19 protein-coding genes are annotated in these 19,699 nt (G+C 60.2%); 6 read left to right on the forward strand and 13 right to left on the reverse strand.

Annotated features, from left to right (window positions below; genetic code table 11):
* Nucleotide 1: 1 nt before the first annotated feature.
* Entirely contained in the window at nt 2-1,597 is a 1,596-nt protein-coding gene (locus tag ACQZ5N_RS22580; RefSeq protein ID WP_448734158.1) for an ABC transporter substrate-binding protein, read from the reverse strand.
* Nucleotides 1,598-1,830: 233 nt separating this feature from the next.
* Between ACQZ5N_RS22580 and ACQZ5N_RS22585 the strand changes: the two genes are divergently transcribed.
* Nucleotides 1,831-2,871, forward strand: a complete 1,041-nt coding sequence (locus ACQZ5N_RS22585; RefSeq protein WP_448734159.1) for a dipeptidase — start codon at nt 1,831-1,833, stop codon at nt 2,869-2,871.
* 56 nt (nt 2,872-2,927) lie between these two features.
* Here the strand turns inward: ACQZ5N_RS22585 and ACQZ5N_RS22590 are convergent, their stop codons facing one another.
* Nucleotides 2,928-3,221, reverse strand: coding sequence for a hypothetical protein (locus tag ACQZ5N_RS22590; protein WP_448734160.1), 294 nt, complete (start codon nt 3,219-3,221; stop codon nt 2,928-2,930).
* A 275-nt stretch (nt 3,222-3,496) separates the two neighbouring features.
* On the opposite strand from ACQZ5N_RS22590, the gene mprF reads away from it, so the two are divergent.
* From mprF to telA, 3 genes are all read left to right on the forward strand, one after another.
* Nucleotides 3,497-6,097: a bifunctional lysylphosphatidylglycerol flippase/synthetase MprF gene (mprF, locus tag ACQZ5N_RS22595; RefSeq protein ID WP_448734161.1), complete on the forward strand. Its 2,601-nt coding sequence runs from the start codon at nt 3,497-3,499 to the stop codon at nt 6,095-6,097.
* The gene (locus ACQZ5N_RS22600; RefSeq protein ID WP_448734162.1) at nt 6,094-7,479 is read left to right on the forward strand and encodes a virulence factor; all 1,386 of its coding nucleotides are present in this window, start codon (nt 6,094-6,096) and stop codon (nt 7,477-7,479) included. Before mprF ends, ACQZ5N_RS22600 begins: the two co-directional genes overlap by 4 nt.
* Before the next feature lie 221 nt (nt 7,480-7,700).
* Entirely contained in the window at nt 7,701-9,029 is a 1,329-nt protein-coding gene (gene telA / locus ACQZ5N_RS22605) for a telomere resolvase TelA (RefSeq protein ID WP_448734163.1), read from the forward strand.
* 100 nt (nt 9,030-9,129) lie between these two features.
* Here telA and ACQZ5N_RS22610 read toward each other — a convergent pair whose 3' ends face one another.
* The 7 genes from ACQZ5N_RS22610 to graD form a co-directional block, all read right to left on the reverse strand.
* Nucleotides 9,130-10,416 (reverse strand): MFS transporter, encoded by a 1,287-nt coding sequence (locus ACQZ5N_RS22610; RefSeq protein WP_448734164.1) that lies wholly within the window; start codon nt 10,414-10,416, stop codon nt 9,130-9,132.
* Nucleotides 10,417-10,634: 218 nt separating this feature from the next.
* Nucleotides 10,635-10,973 (reverse strand): YciI family protein, encoded by a 339-nt coding sequence (locus tag ACQZ5N_RS22615; RefSeq protein WP_448734165.1) that lies wholly within the window; start codon nt 10,971-10,973, stop codon nt 10,635-10,637.
* Nucleotides 10,970-11,857, reverse strand: a complete 888-nt coding sequence (graB, locus tag ACQZ5N_RS22620) for a hydroxyquinol 1,2-dioxygenase (RefSeq protein ID WP_448734166.1) — start codon at nt 11,855-11,857, stop codon at nt 10,970-10,972. Before graB ends, ACQZ5N_RS22615 begins: the two co-directional genes overlap by 4 nt.
* A gap of 15 nt (nt 11,858-11,872) precedes the next feature.
* Nucleotides 11,873-12,928 carry a maleylacetate reductase gene (graC, locus tag ACQZ5N_RS22625; protein ID WP_448734167.1) on the reverse strand — a complete coding sequence of 352 codons (1,056 nt, stop codon included), beginning with the start codon at nt 12,926-12,928 and terminating at the stop codon, nt 11,873-11,875.
* 3 nt (nt 12,929-12,931) lie between these two features.
* Complete coding sequence (gene tsdA, locus ACQZ5N_RS22630) at nt 12,932-13,915, reverse strand: gamma-resorcylate decarboxylase (RefSeq protein WP_425646856.1); 984 nt, start codon at nt 13,913-13,915, stop codon at nt 12,932-12,934.
* 46 nt (nt 13,916-13,961) lie between these two features.
* Nucleotides 13,962-15,191 (reverse strand): FADH(2)-dependent resorcinol hydroxylase oxygenase component, encoded by a 1,230-nt coding sequence (gene graA, locus ACQZ5N_RS22635; protein WP_448734168.1) that lies wholly within the window; start codon nt 15,189-15,191, stop codon nt 13,962-13,964.
* Between the two features lie 65 nt (nt 15,192-15,256).
* Entirely contained in the window at nt 15,257-15,796 is a 540-nt protein-coding gene (gene graD / locus ACQZ5N_RS22640) for an FADH(2)-dependent resorcinol hydroxylase reductase component (RefSeq protein ID WP_020810141.1), read from the reverse strand.
* A 206-nt stretch (nt 15,797-16,002) separates the two neighbouring features.
* Between graD and ACQZ5N_RS22645 the strand changes: the two genes are divergently transcribed.
* Entirely contained in the window at nt 16,003-16,434 is a 432-nt protein-coding gene (locus ACQZ5N_RS22645) for a MarR family winged helix-turn-helix transcriptional regulator (RefSeq protein ID WP_004433168.1), read from the forward strand.
* A 51-nt stretch (nt 16,435-16,485) separates the two neighbouring features.
* Here ACQZ5N_RS22645 and ACQZ5N_RS22650 read toward each other — a convergent pair whose 3' ends face one another.
* The 4 genes from ACQZ5N_RS22650 to irrA form a co-directional block, all read right to left on the reverse strand.
* A complete protein-coding gene (locus ACQZ5N_RS22650) occupies nt 16,486-16,893 on the reverse strand; it encodes a pyridoxamine 5'-phosphate oxidase family protein (protein WP_031233851.1) in 408 nt (135 codons plus the stop codon).
* Between the two features lie 40 nt (nt 16,894-16,933).
* On the reverse strand, nt 16,934-17,506 hold the full coding sequence (locus ACQZ5N_RS22655) for a hypothetical protein (RefSeq protein WP_448734169.1): 573 nt from the start codon (nt 17,504-17,506) through the stop codon (nt 16,934-16,936).
* A 13-nt stretch (nt 17,507-17,519) separates the two neighbouring features.
* Nucleotides 17,520-18,059, reverse strand: a complete 540-nt coding sequence (locus ACQZ5N_RS22660; RefSeq protein ID WP_448734170.1) for a peroxiredoxin — start codon at nt 18,057-18,059, stop codon at nt 17,520-17,522.
* Nucleotides 18,060-18,253: 194 nt separating this feature from the next.
* Nucleotides 18,254-18,790, reverse strand: a complete 537-nt coding sequence (gene irrA / locus ACQZ5N_RS22665; protein WP_448734171.1) for an iron response transcriptional regulator IrrA — start codon at nt 18,788-18,790, stop codon at nt 18,254-18,256.
* 438 nt (nt 18,791-19,228) lie between these two features.
* Between irrA and ACQZ5N_RS22670 the strand changes: the two genes are divergently transcribed.
* The gene (locus ACQZ5N_RS22670) at nt 19,229-19,618 is read left to right on the forward strand and encodes a hypothetical protein (protein ID WP_448734172.1); all 390 of its coding nucleotides are present in this window, start codon (nt 19,229-19,231) and stop codon (nt 19,616-19,618) included.
* Nucleotides 19,619-19,699 lie beyond the last annotated feature (81 nt).

Below are 19,699 nucleotides of genomic sequence, written 5' to 3' on the forward strand. Positions count from 1 at the left end.
GTCACGCTTTCTTCGCATCGTGGTAGGAATTGCCCTCGGAGAGAACACCGAGTTCGAAACCGGATACGCCCTTGCGGAAGGCGGCCGTCTTCGTGGTCTGGAACATGAACACGAAGGGGCTGTTCTGCATGTGCTCGCGCTGCAGGGCTTCATAAAGTTCCACGCGCTTTGCCGGGTCCTTCTCGTCACGGGCGGCTTCCGCCTTGGCGGCGAAATCGTCGTTCTTGAAACGCGAACGCCACAGGAAGGGCTTCGACTTGGCGTCGTCGCCATTGTCCTTGTTGATGTTGAAGACATCGGCGTTGGAATGCGGATCGAAATAATCCGTGCCCCATGCGGAAAGCGCCATCTGGTGTTCGCGGGCGCGCATCTTGGTCAGAACCTGACGGTTTTCCGCCGACTGCAGGCGCACCTTGATGCCGATATCGGCAAGATTTGCCTGAATGGCCTGCGCCAGATCCGGATAGGGCTGGGCGGAATAGTGATCCATGCTGATCTCGAAACCGTCGGCAAGACCGGCTTCCGCCATTAGCGCCTTGGCCTTTTCGACATCGCGCTGGTACGGAATGTCGTTGACGGCGCCGGGGAAGCCTTTCGGCTCGAAGCTCTGGTGGATTTCGTGCGTCAGCGGCACGATGTTTTCCTGCATGCCCTTGTAGTCCAGCGCCCACTTGATGGCCTGCCAGACCTGCGGCTTGGCAAGGTTCTCATTGCCCTGGTTGAGCGAGATCAGCACCAGCGAGGCAATGGATTTGCGCTCCAGCTCGATATTCGCATCGTCCTTGACGGTGCGCAGCTGCTCGGAGGTCAGGTCGCGGGCAATGTCGATATCGCCCTTCTGCAGCATCAGAAGCTGGGAGGACGGATCGGTGACATGGCGCAGGATGATGCGCTTGATATTGCCCTTGTAAGGACCGTTCGGGTTGACGGTGAGCGCGACGCTTTCGCTCGGCTTCCAGGCCTGCAGGACGAAATCGCCGGAACCGGCGCTGTTCTTCTGCAGCCAGCCATTGCCGAGGTCTTCGCCCGAAGCATTGGCGAGAACCGCCTTCTTTTCGACGATCGCGCCGATATTGGCCGAAAGGCAATAAAGCAGGAAGGAGATGGCGGTCGGCTTTGCCGTCGTCAGCTTCACCGTCTTGTCGTCGGCGGCAACGATGGTCGTCTCGGCATTGTCAGGCGTGAAGCCGAACTGGCTGATGATGAAGGCCGGGCTCTTGTTCATCTTGATGGCGCGCTGCAGCGAGAAGGCAACGTCTTCCGCCGTGACCTTGGCGCCGCTCGCGAAGGTCGCTTCGTCACCGATCGTGAAGGTGAAGACCTTGCTGTCCGCATCGGCTTCCCAGGACTTGGCGATGACGGGATCGACCTTGGTGGAATCCTCACGGTTGGCGCGCACCAGCTTCTGATACATGTTGGAGATGATTTCACCGCCGACGGCTTCGAAACCTTCATGCGGGTCAAGGCTCGTCATATTGTCCAGTTGCTGGGCGACAACCAGAATATCCTTCGGCGTCGCGGCAAAAGCCGGAATGCGCGCATAGGACAGGAACGGAACGGCAGCGCCGGCAATCAGCAGGTTGCGTCTTGAAATCATCGAAAATCCCCTTTCGGACCTTATTTTTCGGAAACGGTGTGGGTTTGCCCCAATCCAGTCATTTTTTTTATGTTTTCCCGCGATTACCACGAGCAAACGAGGCCCGACCAATTCCAAATTTGGCAGAGCCTATGCACGGATTGCATTTGCTCCCGCCTTGACCTTTCCTCTACCAATTCAGAAAACTCGTCCGCACGCGCGTCCGCGCAATCCATTTCCGAAGGTGAATGACCATGACCGATCAAAAAACCGTACCCGTCTTCGACGGCCACAACGACGTGCTTCTGCGGTTATGGCGATCGGGCAATGCTTCCCCCGAAACGCTTCTCATCGAAGGGGATACCGTCGGCCACATCGACCTGCCGCGCGCCAAGAAAGGCGGGCTGGCCGGTGGCCTCTGCGCCGCTTATGTGCCTTCGCCCAGCATGGACAAGGACGCTAACGGCGACTACCCGACACCGACCGAGGCGGATGCGCTGAAGGCAACGCTTGCCATGGCCGGCCTTTTGTTCCGGGCAGAGAAACAATCCGCAGGCGCGCTCAAGGTCTGCCGCACGGCCGCCGATATCCGCGATGCCATGGCGAAAGGCGCTTTCGCCTCCGTCTTCCATATCGAAGGTGCGGAGGCGATCGGCGCCGATCTGGATGCGCTCCACGTTCTCTACGAAGCGGGTCTGCGTACGCTCGGGCCGGTCTGGAGCCGCCCGAACATCTTCGCTTACGGCGTTCCCTTCCGTTTCCCCTCGACGCCGGATATCGGCCCCGGCCTCACGGATGCCGGCAAGCGGCTCATAAAGACCTGCAACGAACTGAAGATCATGGTCGACCTGTCGCACATGAACGAGCAGGGTTTCTGGGATATCGCGAAGATTTCCGACGCGCCGCTGGTGGCTTCGCACTCCAACGCCTATGCGCTGTGCAATCACAGCCGCAACCTGACGGATCGGCAGCTTGACGCCATCCGTGACACGGGCGGCCTCGCAGGCATCAATTTCGGCGTTCTGTTCCTGCGGCAGGACGGCGTGAAAAATCCGGATACCGATCTCAACGAACTCGTCCGCCACGTGGACTATATCGTTAACCGCATCGGCATCGATCACGTCGCGCTCGGTTCGGATTTCGACGGCACCACCATTCCCGCCGCCATGAAGGACGCAGCCGATCTGCAATTGCTGGTCGAAGCCCTGCGCAAGGGTGGTTATGACGACGAGGCGCTTGCCAAAATCTGCCACGGCAACTGGATCCGCGTGCTGGAAAAAACCTGGGGCGCGTGAGGCATATTGCAATTTATCTCCGGCGCAGGACGCCGGAGACATCAAGCGGCGGGCCCTTAAGCCTTTGCCGCTTTTTTCTTGCCGGTCGCCCGGAAGGCCAGAAGTCCGGCGACGACACCGATCATCGCCCATTTCATCGGCAGCACATCCGCCGTCTCGCTGCGGATCGGCAATACGGTCACGGTGCCCGGACGGGATTCATAACCCATCTGCCCTTTCGCCTTGGCCTCCGCGATCTGTTCCGGCGAAACGACCCATTCGGCGCCGCGCATCTTATCCACCGCCATGTATCCGCCGCCCGCCACGAGGGCGACGACGAGCGAAACGACTATTCTTGTGGGCGTGTTCATTGGCATCTCCTTCAATCGAAAGGAGCGTGTAGTCGCATCAAACGGCACCACCAAGCAACCGCAACGGTCAATTTGGCGTCATTCGGAACAATCCCGTCAATCATGCATTCCATAGTTGCATTTTCCGCCCCAAACCCGGTGAAATTCACGCATGATCGGACATAAACTTCACATCGACACTTCATGCTTTTCTGCTAATCACATTTCCTCAACCGAAACGAATTAGCGACACAATCCTGTGGTTCGCCAACAGGAACTGGCGCTGGGCAAAGTAAATGGCAGACAAGAGCGAAATTACACAAACCGATGTTACGGAATCCGCGGTTGAAAGCTTTTTTGCCAGAAACCGCCCCTATCTGACCGCGATCGCCATTACGCTGGTCTTCGTGATGATGACTTTCGCCATCTATCACCTGACCTCCGAAGTCCGCTATGACGACGTCATCGATGCGCTGACACAGACCTCAGCCTCGGCGGTGCTGCTCGCCATCGTCTTCACCGCGCTCAGCTTTCTGGCGCTGATATTCTACGACGCCAATGCCATCGAATATATCGGCCGCAAGCTGCCCTTTCCGCCCATGGCGGCAACTGCGTTTGCGGCCTATGCCATTGGCAATACTGCCGGTTTCGGCCCCTTGAGCGGTGGCGCCATCCGTTTTCGCGCCTATTCCCGGCTGGGTCTGTCACCCGGCGAAATCGCCCGCGTCATCGCCTTCGTCACGCTGTCCTTCGGGCTTGGGCTGCTTTCGGTCAGCGCCATCTCCACCTTCATCGTCGCACCGCGCATCGCCGCCATCATCGGCGTCGATGCCGCTATTCTCAGGGGTGCAGCGCTTGCCATAATCGCGGTTCTCGTGGCGGCGGCCTATGTCGGGCGCAACGGGCATGCCATCCGGCTCGGCGCATGGCGGCTTCGTCTCCCGGACAGCCGGACATCGTCACGCCAGTTCCTCGTCTCCGCCTTCGATATCGCCGCTTCCGCCTCCGTGCTTTATGTCCTCCTGCCCGACACGCATCTCGGCTGGCCGACATTTTTCGCCATCTACGCCACCGCCGTCGGCCTCGGCGTCCTCAGCCATGTGCCCGCTGGCCTTGGCGTCTTCGAAACCGTCATGGTTGCGGGGCTGGGCAACGCCATCAGCGTCGATCAGCTGCTTGGAAGCCTCGTTCTTTACCGCGTGATCTATCACGTGCTGCCGCTGGTGGTGGCCATTCTGGTGATGCTCGTCTCGGAGATGAAGCAGTTCGCGGCAAAGCCTGTTGTCTCCGATATCAGCCAGCTTGCCGTCAGGCTCGCGCCGCCGCTGCTATCGACCTTCGCGATGATCCTCGGCACCATGCTGATCTTCTCGAGTGTGACGCCGACACCGGACAGCAATCTGGATTTCCTCTCCAATTTCGTACCGCTTCCCATCGTCGAGGCGGCGCATTTTCTCACAAGCATTCTCGGCCTCGTGCTTGTCGTCGCCTCGCGCGGCCTCGGGCAGCGGCTTGACGGCGCCTGGTGGATTGCGCTGGTGGCCGCCTCGCTGGCGCTGGTCCTCTCGCTCCTCAAGGCCATCGCCGTGTTCGAAGCCGCCATTCTTGGCGTCTTCATCGCGGCCCTTTCCGTCAATATGCGCAGCTTCAACCGCCATGCCTCGCTGGTGAAGCAGGCGCTTGGGCCAAGCTGGCTCGCCGCCATGGCCGTCATCATTGCTGGCGCGGCGACAATCCTGCTCTTCGTCTATCGCGATACGGATTACAGCCAGACATTATGGTGGCAGTTCGAATTTTCCGAGGAAGCGCCGCGCGGATTGCGCGCCCTTCTCGGCCTCGTGCTCGCCTCCTCCACCATCGCCATCTTCAGCCTGATGCGGCCGGTGGCCTTCAGGCCGGACGCCATCAAGGCCGACGACGTCACGAGTGCGACCGGCATCGTCATGACACAGGATGCAGCCGACGCCAATCTGGTGCGCATGGGCGACAAACACGTGATGTTCTCCGAAAGCGGCAACGCCTTCATCATGTATGGCATTCAGGGCCGTTCATGGATCGCCTTCGCCGATCCGGTCGGCGACGAGGATGATTTTCCGGATCTGGTCTGGCAATTCGTGGAAGCCGCCCGTGGCGCCGGCGCGCGCGCCGCCTTCTATCAGATTTCGCCTTTCCTCCTCTCCTATTGCGCCGATGCGGGCCTGCGCGCCTTCAAGCTCGGCGAACTGGCGTTGGTCGATCTCACCGCATTCGAACTGAAGGGCGGCAAGCTCGCCAATCTTCGCCAGTCGCTGAGCCGCGGCGCGCGCGACGGATTGACCTTCGAGGTGGTCGAGCAGGCGCAGGTGGCGGATATTCTGGATGAGCTGAAACAGGTCTCCGATGGCTGGCTCGCCCACCACAATACCCGGGAAAAGCGCTTCTCGCTTGGCGCTTTCGAGCCGGATTACATCCTGTCGCAACCCGTCGCCGTGCTGCGCAAGGATGGAAAGATCACCGCCTTCGCCAATCTAATGGTGACGGACACGAAAAAGGAAGCCACCGTCGACCTCATGCGGTTTTCGCCGGATGCGCCGCGCGGCTCGATGGATTTTCTCTTCGTCAGCATCATGCAATATCTGCGCGAGGCGGGCTATGAGAGCTTCAATCTCGGTATGGCCCCCATGTCCGGCATGTCGAAACGCGACGCCGCCCCCGTCTGGGACCGCATCGGCAGCACGCTGTTCGAGCACGGCGAACGGTTCTACAACTTCAAGGGACTTCGCGCCTTCAAGGCGAAGTTCCACCCGAAATGGGAGCCGCGTTACCTTGCCGTGCAGAACGGCGCAGACGCCGCTCTGGCGCTGATGGATGCGACGGTTCTCATCAGCGGCGGCGTCAGAGGAGTGATCGGAAAATGAGAAAATCCAGCATGCTGAAAGCGGTTCTTGCCGCCTCCGCCCTGTTCGTCTCCCCCTTGTTTGTTTCTTGCGCCGTTTTCGCGCAGGACAAGCCCGCTTACGAGACCGGCATGATCCCCGCCGGGCACATCATGGTGCCGGACGGCGATATTCTTGCCAGCGTCTTCCTGATTTCCGATGCGGACGGATGGACGGCCGCCGATGAAACCCGCGCCAAAGCGCTGGTGGAAAAGGGCGCAGCAGTGGTCGGCATCGACTTCAAGGAATATCTGAAGGCGCTCGAGGCCGATGATGACGAGTGCATCTATATGATCTCGGACATCGAGTCGCTCTCGCAGCAGATTCAGCGCACCGCCGGCACGAGCAGCTATCGCCAGCCCATCCTCACCGGCATCGGCAAGGGCGGAGCGCTGGCGCTGGCGATGATTGCGCAGAGCCCCGTCTCCACCGTCCGGGAAGCCATTGCCGTCGACCCCAAGGCCGGCCTGCCGCTTGAGAAAATCCTCTGCACCCCCGCCACCAAGGACAAGGCGGATGGCGAAACGGTCTATGGCCTGACCGACGGCCCGCTGCCCGCTCCCGTCAGCGTGCTGTTCACGCCTGCCGCGGATCAGAAGGGCCGCGACCACGTCAATGCGCTCGTCAAGCTGCATCCCGATATCGACGTGACGGATGTGGATGACAAGGCGGACGAGGTTCTGACCCAGACCCTGTCCGACCAGATCGACGCCGCAGGCGACACCGACAGCCCGCTCGGCCTGCCGATCAAGGTTCTGGAAACCAGCCCGGTGATGGACACCATGGCGGTGATCTATTCCGGCGACGGCGGCTGGCGCGATCTCGATGAGGAAGTGGGCGGCGCCTTCCAGAAGGAAGGCATACCCGTCATCGGCGTCGATTCGCTCCGCTATTTCTGGAAGGAAAAGAAACCGCAGGAAGTCGCCACAGATCTCGGCCGCATCATCGACACCTATCGCAAGGAATGGAAAGTGCGCAATGTGGTGTTGATCGGCTATTCCTTCGGTGCCGATATTCTTCCCGCCACCTATAATCTGCTGCCGGACCGCGACAAGTCGCATGTCGTGCAACTGACCCTGATGGGACTTTCGACCGAAGTGGATTTCGAGATTTCCGTCGAAGGCTGGCTTGGCGTTGCCGGTGAAGGCAAGGGCGGCAAGACGGTGGATGACATCGCCAAGATCGATCCGAAGCTGGTGCAATGCATCTATGGCACGGAAGAAGAAGATGAAGACCCCTGCCCCGGCCTGAAAGCCAAGGGCGTGGAAGCGGTCGGCATCGAGGGCGGCCACCATTTTGACGAGGACTACGAGGAGCTGGCCAAGCGTATCGTGACCTCGCTGAAGACCCGGCTGCCGAAATAGCCTGCATCATCACAGGCCGAAATCCCGCGTCTAGGATGATCTTTGACGGCGAATGCATCGCCGATGCTTCTTCGCGTCGCGGCCGTGCTTGCGGAATCGCTTAAACTATTATTCAAAAGAAACCGGCCTGCAGTGGATGTTCATCACATTTCCGCAACCGTGCTGCTGTTGATCGCCAACCATGGATTTTATATTTCCGGACGGGTTCAGGGAGCCGCCGCATGCCCGCTTCAAAGCGAAAGACGAAAACACCAGTCCTCGTGGAACGCATCGATCATTTCGTCGGCCAGGTCAAAGAGGCGATGAAGAGCGATGACACGCTGCGCAACAGAAAAATCCGTGATCTGTGGGATGCCGAGGTCCGCTACCATTTCGACAATGGCCGCACCGAAAAGACGCTCGAACTCTACATCATGAAATATCGCAATGCGCTGAAGGCCGAGTTCGGCGTCAAGAGCACGCCGCTTGCCATCTGCAACATGAAGAAGCTGCGCGAGCGGCTGAACACCTATATCGCGCGCGCCGACTATACGAAAACCGGCGTGGCGACCTCCATCGTCGAAAAAATCGAACGGGCGGAGTTCAATACCGCCGGCCGCAAGCCAACCGTTCTGCTGCGCATCGCGGATTTCATTGCGGCGATGAACGGCATGGGAACGAAAGAAGAGATGCAGACCCTGTGGAATGCTGAAATCAGCACCATGAAGGGCAGAGCCCAGACCACGATCATCTCCTACATCACCAAATATCGTAACGCCATCCGCGAGGCCTTCGGCGACGACCACCCGATGCTGAAGATCGCCACCGGCGATGCCGCGATGTATGACGATGCACGCCGGGTGAAGATGGAGAAGATCGCCAGAAAGCACGGCGCGCTGATCACCTTCGAGAATTACCGGCAGGTTCTGAAGATTTGCGCCGATAAGCTCCTGTCCGCCGATCCCCTGATGATCGGCATCGGCCTGATCGGCATGACGGGACGCCGCCCCTACGAGGTCTTCACCCAGGCGGAATTTTCACCTGCCCCCTATGGCAAGGGCGTCTCGAAATGGAGCCTCCTGTTCAACGGCCAGGCCAAGACGAAACAGGGCGAAGGAACGAAATTCGGGATTACCTATGAAATCCCGGTGCTTGCCCGCTCGGAAACCATTCTGGCCGCCTATAGGCGCCTGCGCGAAAGCGGACAGGGAAAATTGTGGCACGGCATGTCGATCGACGATTTTTCGTCGGAAACCCGCCTGCTGCTCCGGGACACGGTTTTTAACCTGTTCGAGGATCTCTGGCCGAAGGAAGAGCTTCCCAAGCCCTATGGCCTCCGACACCTCTATGCCGAGGTGGCCTTTCACAATTTCGCGCCGCCGCATGTGACCAAGAACAGCTACTTCGCCGCCATTCTCGGACATAACAACAACGACCTCGAAACCTCGCTGTCCTATATGACCTATACACTGCCGGAAGATCGCGACGATGCGCTGGCGCGGGCCAAACGCATCAACGAACGGACGTTGCAACAGATGGCGACAATCGCGCCGGTTTCCCGCAAGGCGTGATGCGTTAAAGTCATTATTCCGGGCGTAAAACCGCTCGGCAGCTTTGGCGGAAATGCTCCGGCCGCGGATTTCAGTCCTCCGCGGCCTGACGTTTCGTTCATCAAGCCCGCGCGTCACCGGAGGTGCGGTAAAGCAGGGTCAATACCGTCAGCATCAGCCCCACAACTGCGACCGAGCCGAAAATGTAGAAATTCCACTCGGGCGCCAGACCCCGCTGCAGCACGAGGCCGCCGATCATCGGACCGGCAATGCCGCCGAGCCGCCCAACCGCCAGCGAGAAGCCGAGACCCGTGCCGCGAATATGAACGGGGTAGAGCCGTCCCACCAGAACATTGGCGAGAATCTGGGTGCCGATGGTGCCCGCACCCGCAAGGGCGACGAAGGCATAAAGAAGCGGACCCTTGTTCACCGTCAGGGCGAAGATCGAGGCGGCGCCGATGGCAAACAGGATCGCCACGACCACCTTGACGTTGCCCTTATCCGCAAACCGCCCGCCGATGAGAATGCCGATCGCAGCCCCGACATTGAGCATGACGGAAAAGCTGAGCGCCGAGCTGATATCATAACCCATCTTGTTCATGATGGTGGGCAACCAGTTGACCATGCCGAAGGTGAGAAGCAGCGAGCAGAAGTGGATGCCCCATGCATTCAGCGTCGAAAGCAGCCGGCCTTCCGAGAACAGCGCGCCGACGCCGCCCTTTTGAATTTTCGCATGCGGCACGATGCGTTGCAGACCGTAGCTGTCGCAAATGCCGTCGGCCTCCGCCTGCCGGCCCTTGCTTGCCAGCCATTCAGGCGATTCCGGCAGGAACCGCATGAAGATCGGCAGAAGAATAAGCGGCAGGCCGCCGATCAGCATCAAGGGCCGCCAGCCATAGGTCTCCAGAAGAAGGATGCCCATGACGCCGGAAATGATGCCGCCGATAAGATAACCGAGGAAAGACAGGGAATTGGCCTGCGCCCTGCGATGCGGCGGCGAAAATTCCAGCACCAGCGCGGTGACCGTCGGCAAAAGCGCGCCAAGCCCGAGACCGGCGAAGAAGCGCGTGATTTCGAAGGCGAGAAAATTCGGCGTCATGGCCGAGGCGATCATCATCGCCGAAAAGCCGGCGAGGCTGAGAAGAACCACCTTGCGGCGGCCGATGCGGTCGGCCATGGTGCCGGCAAATAGCGCGCCGAGCAGCATGCCCACCAGCGTCAGCGCGGCGGCACGCCCGACCATGGCCGGGTTGAGCGCCCATGCGCTTTCTTTCAAGAGTGCCGGTGCGACGGCGCCGTAAACGACCAGATCGTATCCGTCAAACATGATCATCAGGCCGCATGTCGCAATAACGCCGGCCGGGTTCTTCGTCCGCGCTGACGCGGCGCTCAGATAATTCGTGGACATGTTCCTCCCTTTCACGCATGAACGCGCCATCCGGTATGGATAAACGTCTCCCGTTCCTGCGATATCCTCCGTGAGTGCCCGGCATGCTCCACACTGATATGTGCCCTGCTCCTGTCAAGCACATATCGCCAGCATCACCCGCCTTCGATTAAATGTTGCATTTGCAAAAATTGCAAATGAAATATTAACAAATGCCAGGCGCATCGCGCCGACGAAATTCAGCCAGGCCCCAGCCCGGAAATCGTCGACAGCGTCGGCGTCCAGCTCAAAATATGAATGCGGTTATAAACACCGTGAATGACGAATGGATCGGCATCGCTGAAGGCGATGACATCTTCGATCGAGCGCGCCTGCACAATAATGAGGGCGGCGGATGGGCCGTCGGCAATCGCGCTCATCGGGCCGGAGACAAGAATCTTGAACCCTTCCGCCATCGCCTCGCCATTGCGCAGGTGGGCCTTGTGAGCCTCTATCTGCGCCGCCCGTTGCGCGGCCGCAGCGGGATCGCTTTCGGCGAAACGCACGTAAAGCCGGGTTCGGTCGCTCCCGCCGCTCATCGGGCGAGCACGAAATCGTGGTTCACCAACCAGAACCAGTCGCCGATGAAACCCAGGTCCCGCGCCTTCTGCGCATCCTCCACCCGCTGGAAATCGGCGAGCAGACTTTCCTTCACCCCGAAAACCGCATCCGAACGGATATAGGGATCGTCGGGATCGAAGATATGGGTGACGAGCGTGGTGAAGCCTTCGGCCGAAACGATATAATGCAGATGCGCCGGCCGGTAGGGATGACGCCCCATGGCGCGCAGCAACTGCCCGACCGGACCGTCATCGGGGATCGGATAATATTTCGGCTTGGCGGCCCGGAACCAGTAGCGCCCGTCCTCGCCGGTGATGAAGACGCCGCGCAGGTTGAAATCGGGCTGGATGCCCTTCTGCTGCACGTCATAAAAACCTTCGTCATTGGCCTGCCAGACATCGATACGCGCGCCGGCGACCGGCGCTCCCTCGGTATCGAGGATACGGCCCGTGACCACCATATCCTCACCCTTGCCATCGAGGCAGATATTCGCACCCATCGGCATTTCCGGCGCATCCGCGACATGGAAGGGGCCGAGAACGGTCGATTCCGACGCGCCGCTCGGCTTGCGATGGTTGATGGCGTCGACCAGCATGGAGACGCCGAGAATATCGGAAAACAGGATCCATTCCTGCCGCCATTCATTGCAGATCTGGCCGACCTCGGTGAGGAAATGAATGGCCTTCATCCACTCCTCCTCGGTCGGTTCGATTTCCTTCACCGCCTCGTGCAGCTTGCGCGTCACCACCGCCATGATTTCCTTCAGACGCGGATCGTCACAGTCGCGCATCCGCGCGATCACGGTTTCAGCCGAACGTTCCTCGACGAAGTAGCCGTCATCATTGCTCATCTTCATATCCATCGTCTCCTCCTCCCATCACTCCGGCCGCGCGCCCTCGAAGGCGCGTTGCAAAAGGTCGCGGATCGCAGTTTTTTCGATTGGCCGCGGGCACCAGTAAGGATTGGCCGTTGCAAGCTCCGCCATGCGGTCGAGATCGTCCGCCCGGACCCCGAGAGCGACAAGGCTCGACGGCGCGCCAAGCCGGGCGGCAAAATCGTAGAGCCCCGCCCCTGCCCTGCCGCCCACAAGAGAAGCAAGCGGCGCGAGCAGATCCGGCACCGCCTGTTCCACATAGGCGATTGTATGCGGCAGAAGCACCGCATGGGTTTCCGCGTGCGGCAGATCGAGACTGCCGCCCAGCGTGTGGCAAAGCTTGTGATGCAACGACATGCCGACGGCGCCAAGCACCGTGCCGCACAACCACGCACCATAAAGCGCGGTCGCGCGTGCTTTGACATCCTGCGGCCCAGCTTTCACGCCGGGAAGCGCCTCGATCATCGCTCGCAGCCCCTCAACCGCCATCAGGCTCGCGATGGGATTGCGGTCCTGCGCGTAAAGCGCCTCCGCCGCATGCGCCATGGCGTTCAGCCCGCTCGTCATGCTGATGGCGACCGGCAATCCAAGCGTCAGTTCCGCATCGTAAATCACCACTTCCGGCAGGATTTCCGGCCCGCGCATGGTGGTCTTCACCCCGTTTTCCGTCTGGCCGAGAATGGGCGTCACTTCGGAGCCGGCATAGGTGGTCGGGATGACGATCTGCGCCGCATCGGTGCGCAGCGCAATGGCCTTGCCGAGACCGGTGGTGGAACCGCCGCCGAGCGCCACAACGCAATCCGCTCCGGTGGCGCGATAGGCTTCGACCGCGTTTTTCGTCACCTCGACCGGCGTATGCATGGCCGCATCGGAGAAGACACCCACGGCAAGCCGGCCGAGCCGGGCGGCAAGCGCCTCCGCGTCGCCCTTCTGCTGCGGCGTGGAAAGCACCAGCGCCCGCGACAGGCCGAGGCGGCGGATTTCTTCCGCCACGCCCGCCGAGCTGCCCGCGCCGAAGACGATTCGGGCGGGAGCGGCCATATAGACGAAGGGCTGCATGGTTCAGCGCCCGTCGAGCTTGAACAGGCGGCGCGCATTGGTGCGGCCGATCTTCACCCGGTCTGCCTCGGCGATGGTCGTCGCGTTGAACCAGTCGGAAGCGTGGTCGATATTCTCGAAGGGCCAGTCCGTGGAAAACAGGATGCGATCCGCACCGATTTCCAGAATGGCGTCGATCAGCGTCTGGGTGCGGAAATTGCCCGAGGTGGTGATGTGGAAATTCTCGTTGAAATAATCCACGAAACGGCGCTTGGCCGGGTAACGCGGGGGCAGCTTCACCCAGGCATTGCGGTGGTCGATGCGCCACATCATGTAGGGCAGGCCCTCGCCCATATGCCCGAGAATGATATTGAGGCGCGGATGCTCGTCGAACAGGCCGGACGCCATCAGACGCAACGCATGGACAGCCGTTTCCTGCGCGAAAGCCCAGGTGGGGCCGAGCAGCCAGGGATGGCCGTCATAAATGCGCGAATCCTGCGGCAGCGGGTTGCGCGGATGCAGGTAGAAGGGCACGTCGAGCTTTTCCACCTCGCCCCAGAACGGGCGATATTGCGGCAGGTCGTAATAAAGCGGCGTCTGGCCATCGCCCTCCTGGCTGAAACCATTGACGAGCGCGCCGACGAAACCGAGATCGTTGACGCAGCGCTGAAGCTCCTGCGTCGCCGCATCCGGGTCTTGCAACGGCAGGGCTGCGAAGGCGAGGAAACGATCCGGCCGCTTGGCGCATTCTTCTGCGAGAACGTCATTTGCCCGCCGCGCGATCTCGATCGCCTTCTTCCTGTCGGGAATGGCCTGCACCGCCGGCGCGTTCAGCGACAGGATCATGGTTTCGATGCCATGCGCATCCATCAGCTTCAGGCGCGTATCCTGAATGTCGAGCAGGCGGTGCTGCAATTCCTTCCAGTAGTCGCCGGGTACGAACCCGGCCGAATCCTGAAGCGTTTCCGGGATTGCGAAATGCTCCTCGAGAGCGACCTTGCCTTGCATGTGGTTTCCTCCGAATTCACTCTTTGATTTGCCGCCTTAGAGGCGATCAATATTGGCCCTTGGGTTCCAGCCCGAGCATGCTCTGGCCGATCATGGTGCCCACGGCGTCCCAGTTCATGCTGATATGGCGACCGACCGCATTCGCATCCCGCCACGCCCGCTGCACCGGGTTGGAGAGATCGAGCCCGACGCCGCCGGTGGAGTCGTTGAGCGCCTGCACGGCGCGCAGGGCGAGAGACACCGCAAAGGACTGGCCGCGACGGCTGAGAAGACGGTCATCCACCGTAAATTCCGCCCGGCCTTCGATCCTTGCCTGCGAGAGCGCCTGTGCGCGGGCAACATCGCGCAGCAATATTTCGCAAGCCGCATCGACGCTCGCCGCTGCTTCCGCAACGCGCAGCTGGATGGTCGGAAATTCGGCCATGCGATTATTGCCGCCAGCCACAGCACCGCGCGTCACCCGGCCGCCGACGTGATCGACATAAGCGGCAAGCGCGCCCCTGGCCGCACCGACGCCTGCCGCCGCGAGACAGGAGGGAATACCGGTTAGAAGCGGCATGTTGAACAGGCCTTCCTCCGCATAATAATGTCCGCCGGGCGTCTTTCCGCTGGTGGCGTCCGGAAAGGTCAGAACCCGGTGCTTGGGAACGACGACATCGTCGAGAACGAGCGTCTTGGAACCCGTGCCGGCCAGGCCCACCACGTGCCAGGTGTCTTCAATCAGATATTGCCCGGCGGGAACGAGCAGGAAGGCTGGAACCGGCTTTCCTTCCCCCTGCGGCGGAAGGATGGCGGCACAAAGGGACCATTGCGCGTTTTCGCAGCCCGAGGCGAAGGCCCATTTGCCGCTCAGGCGGTAACCGCCATCGGCCGTTTCCGCCATCTTCACCGGCGCATAGGAGCCGCACAGCAGTGCATCGGGGTTTTCACCCCAGACATCGGCCTGCGCCTCTTCCGGAAACATCGCCAGCAGCCATTGATGGGCCGACAGCAGGCCGGCGACCCAGCCAGTCGAAGCACAGGCGGCTGAAAGCTCGATATTGGCCTCGACCAGCTCGGCGAAATCTCCGCCCTTGCCGCCGAAGGCGCGGGGCTTGACGATATCGAAATAACCGATGCCACGAAGCGCCTCGATGTGGCTGGCCGGAACGCGCCGGGCCTCCTCCGTCTGTCTGGCGCTCGCCCGGAAAAGATCGGCTATGCCGGTAACGCGGCTTGCGAGGCGGGCACGCGGGTTCGTTTGCGCCGGCAGCGGCGCATGGCTCATATCGTTCATGATTGTCTCCTTCCGGACTTTACTGGCCAGGCGTTATCTCGCCGGGATTATCTGGGCGGCAGTGATCAGGCGGGCAGGCTCGCGGGGCTTGCGGCGCAATATTGGGCGTTTTCGTAAAGCAGTGGCCGTGTCGTCTCGCTGACATCGGCCGAAACAACCTGCCCGATGAAAACGGTATGGGTTCCGTAGGGCATCGCCGCGACCCGGCGGCAGGCGATGGCGGCATGGGCCGTGGGCAGATAGAGAACGCCATTGTCGTGGCGCTGCCATTGACCGTCACGGAAACGCTCTTCCGGCGACACCTTGCCGCTGAAGGCATCCGACAGGGCAATCTGATCCTGCGTCAGCACATTGACGATGAAATCGGGCCGGCACAGCAGCAGTTCATGCAGCAGGGTGCGATTGTTGAGGCAAACCAGCAGGGACGGCGGCTCCATCGAGACCGAAGTGACGGCCGTGACCGTCATGCCGTGATCGCGCTGATCACCCGAAGCACAGGCCGTGATAACCGTCACAGTCGCCGGAAAACGACGCATCGTTGAACGGAAATTCTGACCGACGCCTTCAGGCGCAAGGCTGCTCAGGCCAAACAATGCTGATGTCATGAGATCCTCCCAAATCCTGCATTCTTATTTATTTGCGTTTGCAACATTTGTCAATGCAAATGTTTTTCGTCATTTTTTGTGAAAGGCAGAACGCCGCATTCCCCCGTCTTATGGGGCGAAGCTATTGAAACGGATGGATTGTGCCGGTACAGCCGATAGGCGCACATCAGCATCTGCGCAGATGGTTCTCAAACGGGGATTTGCTCGTGTCCTATCAATTCACCGATTCGGTACCCTACCTGCTCAACTGGGTGGGCGTTCGGCTTGGCGAGCGCTTTTCCGTAAGACTGGCCTCCTATGACATCACCCTGCCGATGTATCGCGTGCTGGCGACGCTGCGGCAGCAGGAGAGCAAGACGCTGACCGAGCTTTCGGACATGGTATCGGTGGAGATCTCTACGCTGTCTAGGCTTGTGGGGCTGATGGTCCGGCGTAACCTCGTCAGCCGCGAACGGCCGCTCGACAATGCGCGCATCGTGCGCATCACCCTCACCCCGAAGGGGGAGGAACTGGCCGATGAACTCATGCCCATCGCCGCCATGTTCGAAAAAACCGCAATCGAAGGCCTCGACCCGGCCGAAGTAAAACTCTTCAAAAGCATCCTGCGCCATATCGGCCGCAACATTGCCGGCCTCTAAACGGCCCACATTCGAAAAATGCGGGCCGTTATGATCGGCAGAGGTTTCCGCCTATTCGGGATTTGAGAGTTTCTTGCCCGCATCAGGGCCGGACCGCAGCGTATAAATCGCCTCCAGATGGATAAGCACGGCGCATTTCGGCTCTTTCATTCCCGCCTTGCCGGCGAAACCCAGGGCATTCTGAAACGGAGCCCCTTCGGTGAAAATCTCCGGTCGGCCGACGAAGCGATAGCCGTCGAGCGCTTCCCGGTCTATGACCGCGACGGCGATCTTCGAGCCGTCACGGATGTTCTGCAGCGTTTGACCGCCGGTATTCTCATTGTAGATCAGCGTCCTGTCGTCATAGACCCTGAGCGAGCGCTTCGGCCCGATATCCGGCAAGCCGTCCTTGCTGACCGTCGACTGGATCGGCAGCTGTTTGGCGAGAAAAGATTTCATCGTATCGTCTAGCGTATTCACGTTGCATTATCCTGATGTGTTTGAGAGTGGGCTTTCATCGTCATGACGGAATGATCGGGCAATGCGGGCAATCGTCGCCCGCCTGCTCCGCATGGCGGGCCGCACGGAAGACTGCAAAGGCTGTGCCATATGCCTCCTGAACCGCACGGTCGATCACCCCGTCGTCACGCCCCCGCGACCGGAGATGATGTGCAAGGGCTGCGAGCGCCTGTTTGAGATGCTGCACGCAGGCGACCCGCATCGCCATTGGCGAGGAGGATGACCGGGCGGCCTCAAGAAGCCGCTCGTAAGCTCTCCGGTAAAGCCCTTCCGCCTCCAGATAATTGCCCTCACCATTCTCCAGTTCCGCAAGATTATGGCACGAGACGTTGTAGATGACCGGCGCTGGATAGTGGCAGGGCTTTTCGAGGGCGGCGGTAAACAGCCGCTCCCCTTCCGCCAGCGCATCGCCATAAATGCCGCGCGCAAGCGAAATTTCCCCTTGCGAATAGGCCATATTGGCCCGCTCGGTCAGCCTCTTCCAATATCGGTCGCCGCCATCGATGACGACGAAGTCTCGGGAACGCGATGCGGCAAAGGCCTGCGTTCCGCCTGGGGTTGAAACCTGTTTCATGCTCGACCCTCGCTTATGCGGCCTTCAGGACGTCGTCGCCCTTCTGCCAGTTGCATGGGCACAATTGGTCGGTCTGAAGCGCATCGAGCACCCGCAGCACTTCCTGCGGATTGCGCCCGACGCCGAGATCGTTGACCGTGACGAAGCGAATGATGCCTTCAGGATCGATGATGAAGGTGGCGCGCAGCGCAACGCCTTCCACGGGATGCAGCACGCCGAAAGCCGCGGTCAACTCGCGCTTGATGTCCGATAGCATGGGGATCGGCAATTCTTTGAGATCCGCGTGGCTCTGCCGCCAGGCGAGGTGGACGAATTCACTGTCGGTCGAGACACCGTAGACGACCGCATCGCGATCTGCGAACTCCGGATTGAGCTTGCCGAAAGCCGCGATTTCGGTCGGGCAGACGAATGTGAAGTCCTTTGGCCAGAAGAAGATGACCTTCCACTTGCCGGCGCTGCTCGTGTCGCTGATGCGCATAAAAGCATTGGCCGGATCAGTGGAGATAACCGCCTGGAGGTCGAATGCGGGCAGTCTTGCACCAATGGTAAGCATTTGGATTTCCTTTCATTGCCGTTTGCCGGACGAGACAAGGCGGCTCATTCCGCCTCCATCCGGAAAGGCGGGCCGCAATTTCCAAAATCTGTGACGGCTTTCACAAAGCGGACGCCGACTGCGCCGCTATAGGGCGATGAACGGGTTTGAATGCGCGCCCGGCGCACAGGCGCGGGCGGCTCTCCAGAAGGTCGTCATTTCAGGTTTCCATCCCTCAATCCCCGGCGTTCAGGCTCATCGCGACATGCGGAACCGTACCCTCGAGGAGCCTGTTTCTCCGGCTCCACACGCACAAGACGAAGCAGAATATCCACCTTGTCGATGACATATCCTTCCGGCGGTTCGGGCAGCATTCCCAGACTGATCCGGCCGGCGGGAATATCGATGATCCGATCCTCCGCCTCGACATAGAAATGCTGGTGATTGGCGGTATCGGTGTCGAAATAGGTCCGCCCGCCCTCGATGCAGACCCTGCGGACGAAACCCGCCTCGGCAAACTGGTTGAGCGTATTATAGACCGTCGCCAGAGACAGCCGCGTTCCTGTCGCAATGGTCTCACGATGCAGATCGTCGGCCGTGAAATGCCTGTGCTCTTCCCGGAAAATAAGCCCGCCAAGCACGATTCGCTGACGGGTTGGACGCAGGCCGACCCGTTTCAGCGCTGCCCGCGTTCGCATCATCGCTTCCTCGGTGCGGAAGCGTTTGCGGGTTTCATCAGGAACAAAGAGCATCTGGACATCCGATCGAAAGGGACAAATCGTGGGAAGAAACTACGATCCCGGCCGGATCATCCGCCTCCGCCGTGCAGATAGACCCATTGGCAGCGACACATTCGACATCGATCATCTGAACTTGCCCGGAAACCGAAATTGCAACTCATTCGCAACAGCAGAATATGGGAAATAAAACCAGCGTCAATCCTTATTGCAAATGATTCTTAACTGCAAAAGATGAAAGATGGCTTCCTGGACGACGAAACCTGCGCTGTCCCAGGATAGCGGAATGGCCTGTCGACACATATCGGCCGCAACATCGCCGGCCTCAGATACCGGCAATTCGGGCATCGCCGCTTCGGCGGCAACCACCCGCCTCGCCCCACTTTTCCCATGCAATGTACTTGCAATAACCGGTTCCTATCCCTGCGAAGGTCACCGCAGAAAGGAACTTCCATGTCCAACAGATCGTGCCTTGCAGTCCCGGCAGCAATCTTCCTTATCGCCGGCGCATCGATACTGCTCACGGCCTGCGCCTCGACTGTCATAAAAAGCTATATCGGAGCGCCCATCACCAGTGTGATGCTGGACTATGGGCCGCCGGACAATATCTACAGTCTGGGTCCCGGCCAGCAGGCCTATCAATGGCGGAAAAACAAGACGCAGGCTGTCGCCGGATCGTCGAGTGGCGAGGTGCGGACAACACGGCGTGGCGAACGTTACGAAGTGTCCGAAACGCCGGCCTATATCGAGCGCATCGATTGCTTCTATACCTTCTACACCCGCAATTCAGGGAGCGAATGGTATGTTACGAGCTTCCGGCAACCTTCGCTCGAATGCGAATGACCGTTACGGGTTTCAAATTTCAGCCCGGTTCTCCATGTGCCGCGCCCCGCCCCTTTTCACCGCCGCTTCCAGGCCGAAAGC

This window comes from Agrobacterium sp. 22-221-1, assembly GCF_053522445.1.

What these genes read in the sequence shown, in the direction of transcription:
- ACQZ5N_RS22580 (WP_448734158.1), bottom strand. Translation starts at nt 1,597, where the DNA reads ATGATTTCAAGACGCAACCTGCTGATTGCCGGCGCTGCCGTTCCGTTC.
- ACQZ5N_RS22585 (WP_448734159.1), top strand. Translation starts at nt 1,831, where the DNA reads ATGACCGATCAAAAAACCGTACCCGTCTTCGACGGCCACAACGACGTG.
- ACQZ5N_RS22590 (WP_448734160.1), bottom strand. Translation starts at nt 3,221, where the DNA reads ATGAACACGCCCACAAGAATAGTCGTTTCGCTCGTCGTCGCCCTCGTG.
- mprF (WP_448734161.1), top strand. Translation starts at nt 3,497, where the DNA reads ATGGCAGACAAGAGCGAAATTACACAAACCGATGTTACGGAATCCGCG.
- ACQZ5N_RS22600 (WP_448734162.1), top strand. Translation starts at nt 6,094, where the DNA reads ATGAGAAAATCCAGCATGCTGAAAGCGGTTCTTGCCGCCTCCGCCCTG.
- telA (WP_448734163.1), top strand. Translation starts at nt 7,701, where the DNA reads ATGCCCGCTTCAAAGCGAAAGACGAAAACACCAGTCCTCGTGGAACGC.
- ACQZ5N_RS22610 (WP_448734164.1), bottom strand. Translation starts at nt 10,416, where the DNA reads ATGTCCACGAATTATCTGAGCGCCGCGTCAGCGCGGACGAAGAACCCG.
- ACQZ5N_RS22615 (WP_448734165.1), bottom strand. Translation starts at nt 10,973, where the DNA reads ATGAGCGGCGGGAGCGACCGAACCCGGCTTTACGTGCGTTTCGCCGAA.
- graB (WP_448734166.1), bottom strand. Translation starts at nt 11,857, where the DNA reads ATGGATATGAAGATGAGCAATGATGACGGCTACTTCGTCGAGGAACGT.
- graC (WP_448734167.1), bottom strand. Translation starts at nt 12,928, where the DNA reads ATGCAGCCCTTCGTCTATATGGCCGCTCCCGCCCGAATCGTCTTCGGC.
- tsdA (WP_425646856.1), bottom strand. Translation starts at nt 13,915, where the DNA reads ATGCAAGGCAAGGTCGCTCTCGAGGAGCATTTCGCAATCCCGGAAACG.
- graA (WP_448734168.1), bottom strand. Translation starts at nt 15,191, where the DNA reads ATGAACGATATGAGCCATGCGCCGCTGCCGGCGCAAACGAACCCGCGT.
- graD (WP_020810141.1), bottom strand. Translation starts at nt 15,796, where the DNA reads ATGACATCAGCATTGTTTGGCCTGAGCAGCCTTGCGCCTGAAGGCGTC.
- ACQZ5N_RS22655 (WP_448734169.1), bottom strand. Translation starts at nt 17,506, where the DNA reads ATGAAACAGGTTTCAACCCCAGGCGGAACGCAGGCCTTTGCCGCATCG.
- ACQZ5N_RS22660 (WP_448734170.1), bottom strand. Translation starts at nt 18,059, where the DNA reads ATGCTTACCATTGGTGCAAGACTGCCCGCATTCGACCTCCAGGCGGTT.
- irrA (WP_448734171.1), bottom strand. Translation starts at nt 18,790, where the DNA reads ATGCTCTTTGTTCCTGATGAAACCCGCAAACGCTTCCGCACCGAGGAA.
- ACQZ5N_RS22670 (WP_448734172.1), top strand. Translation starts at nt 19,229, where the DNA reads ATGTCCAACAGATCGTGCCTTGCAGTCCCGGCAGCAATCTTCCTTATC.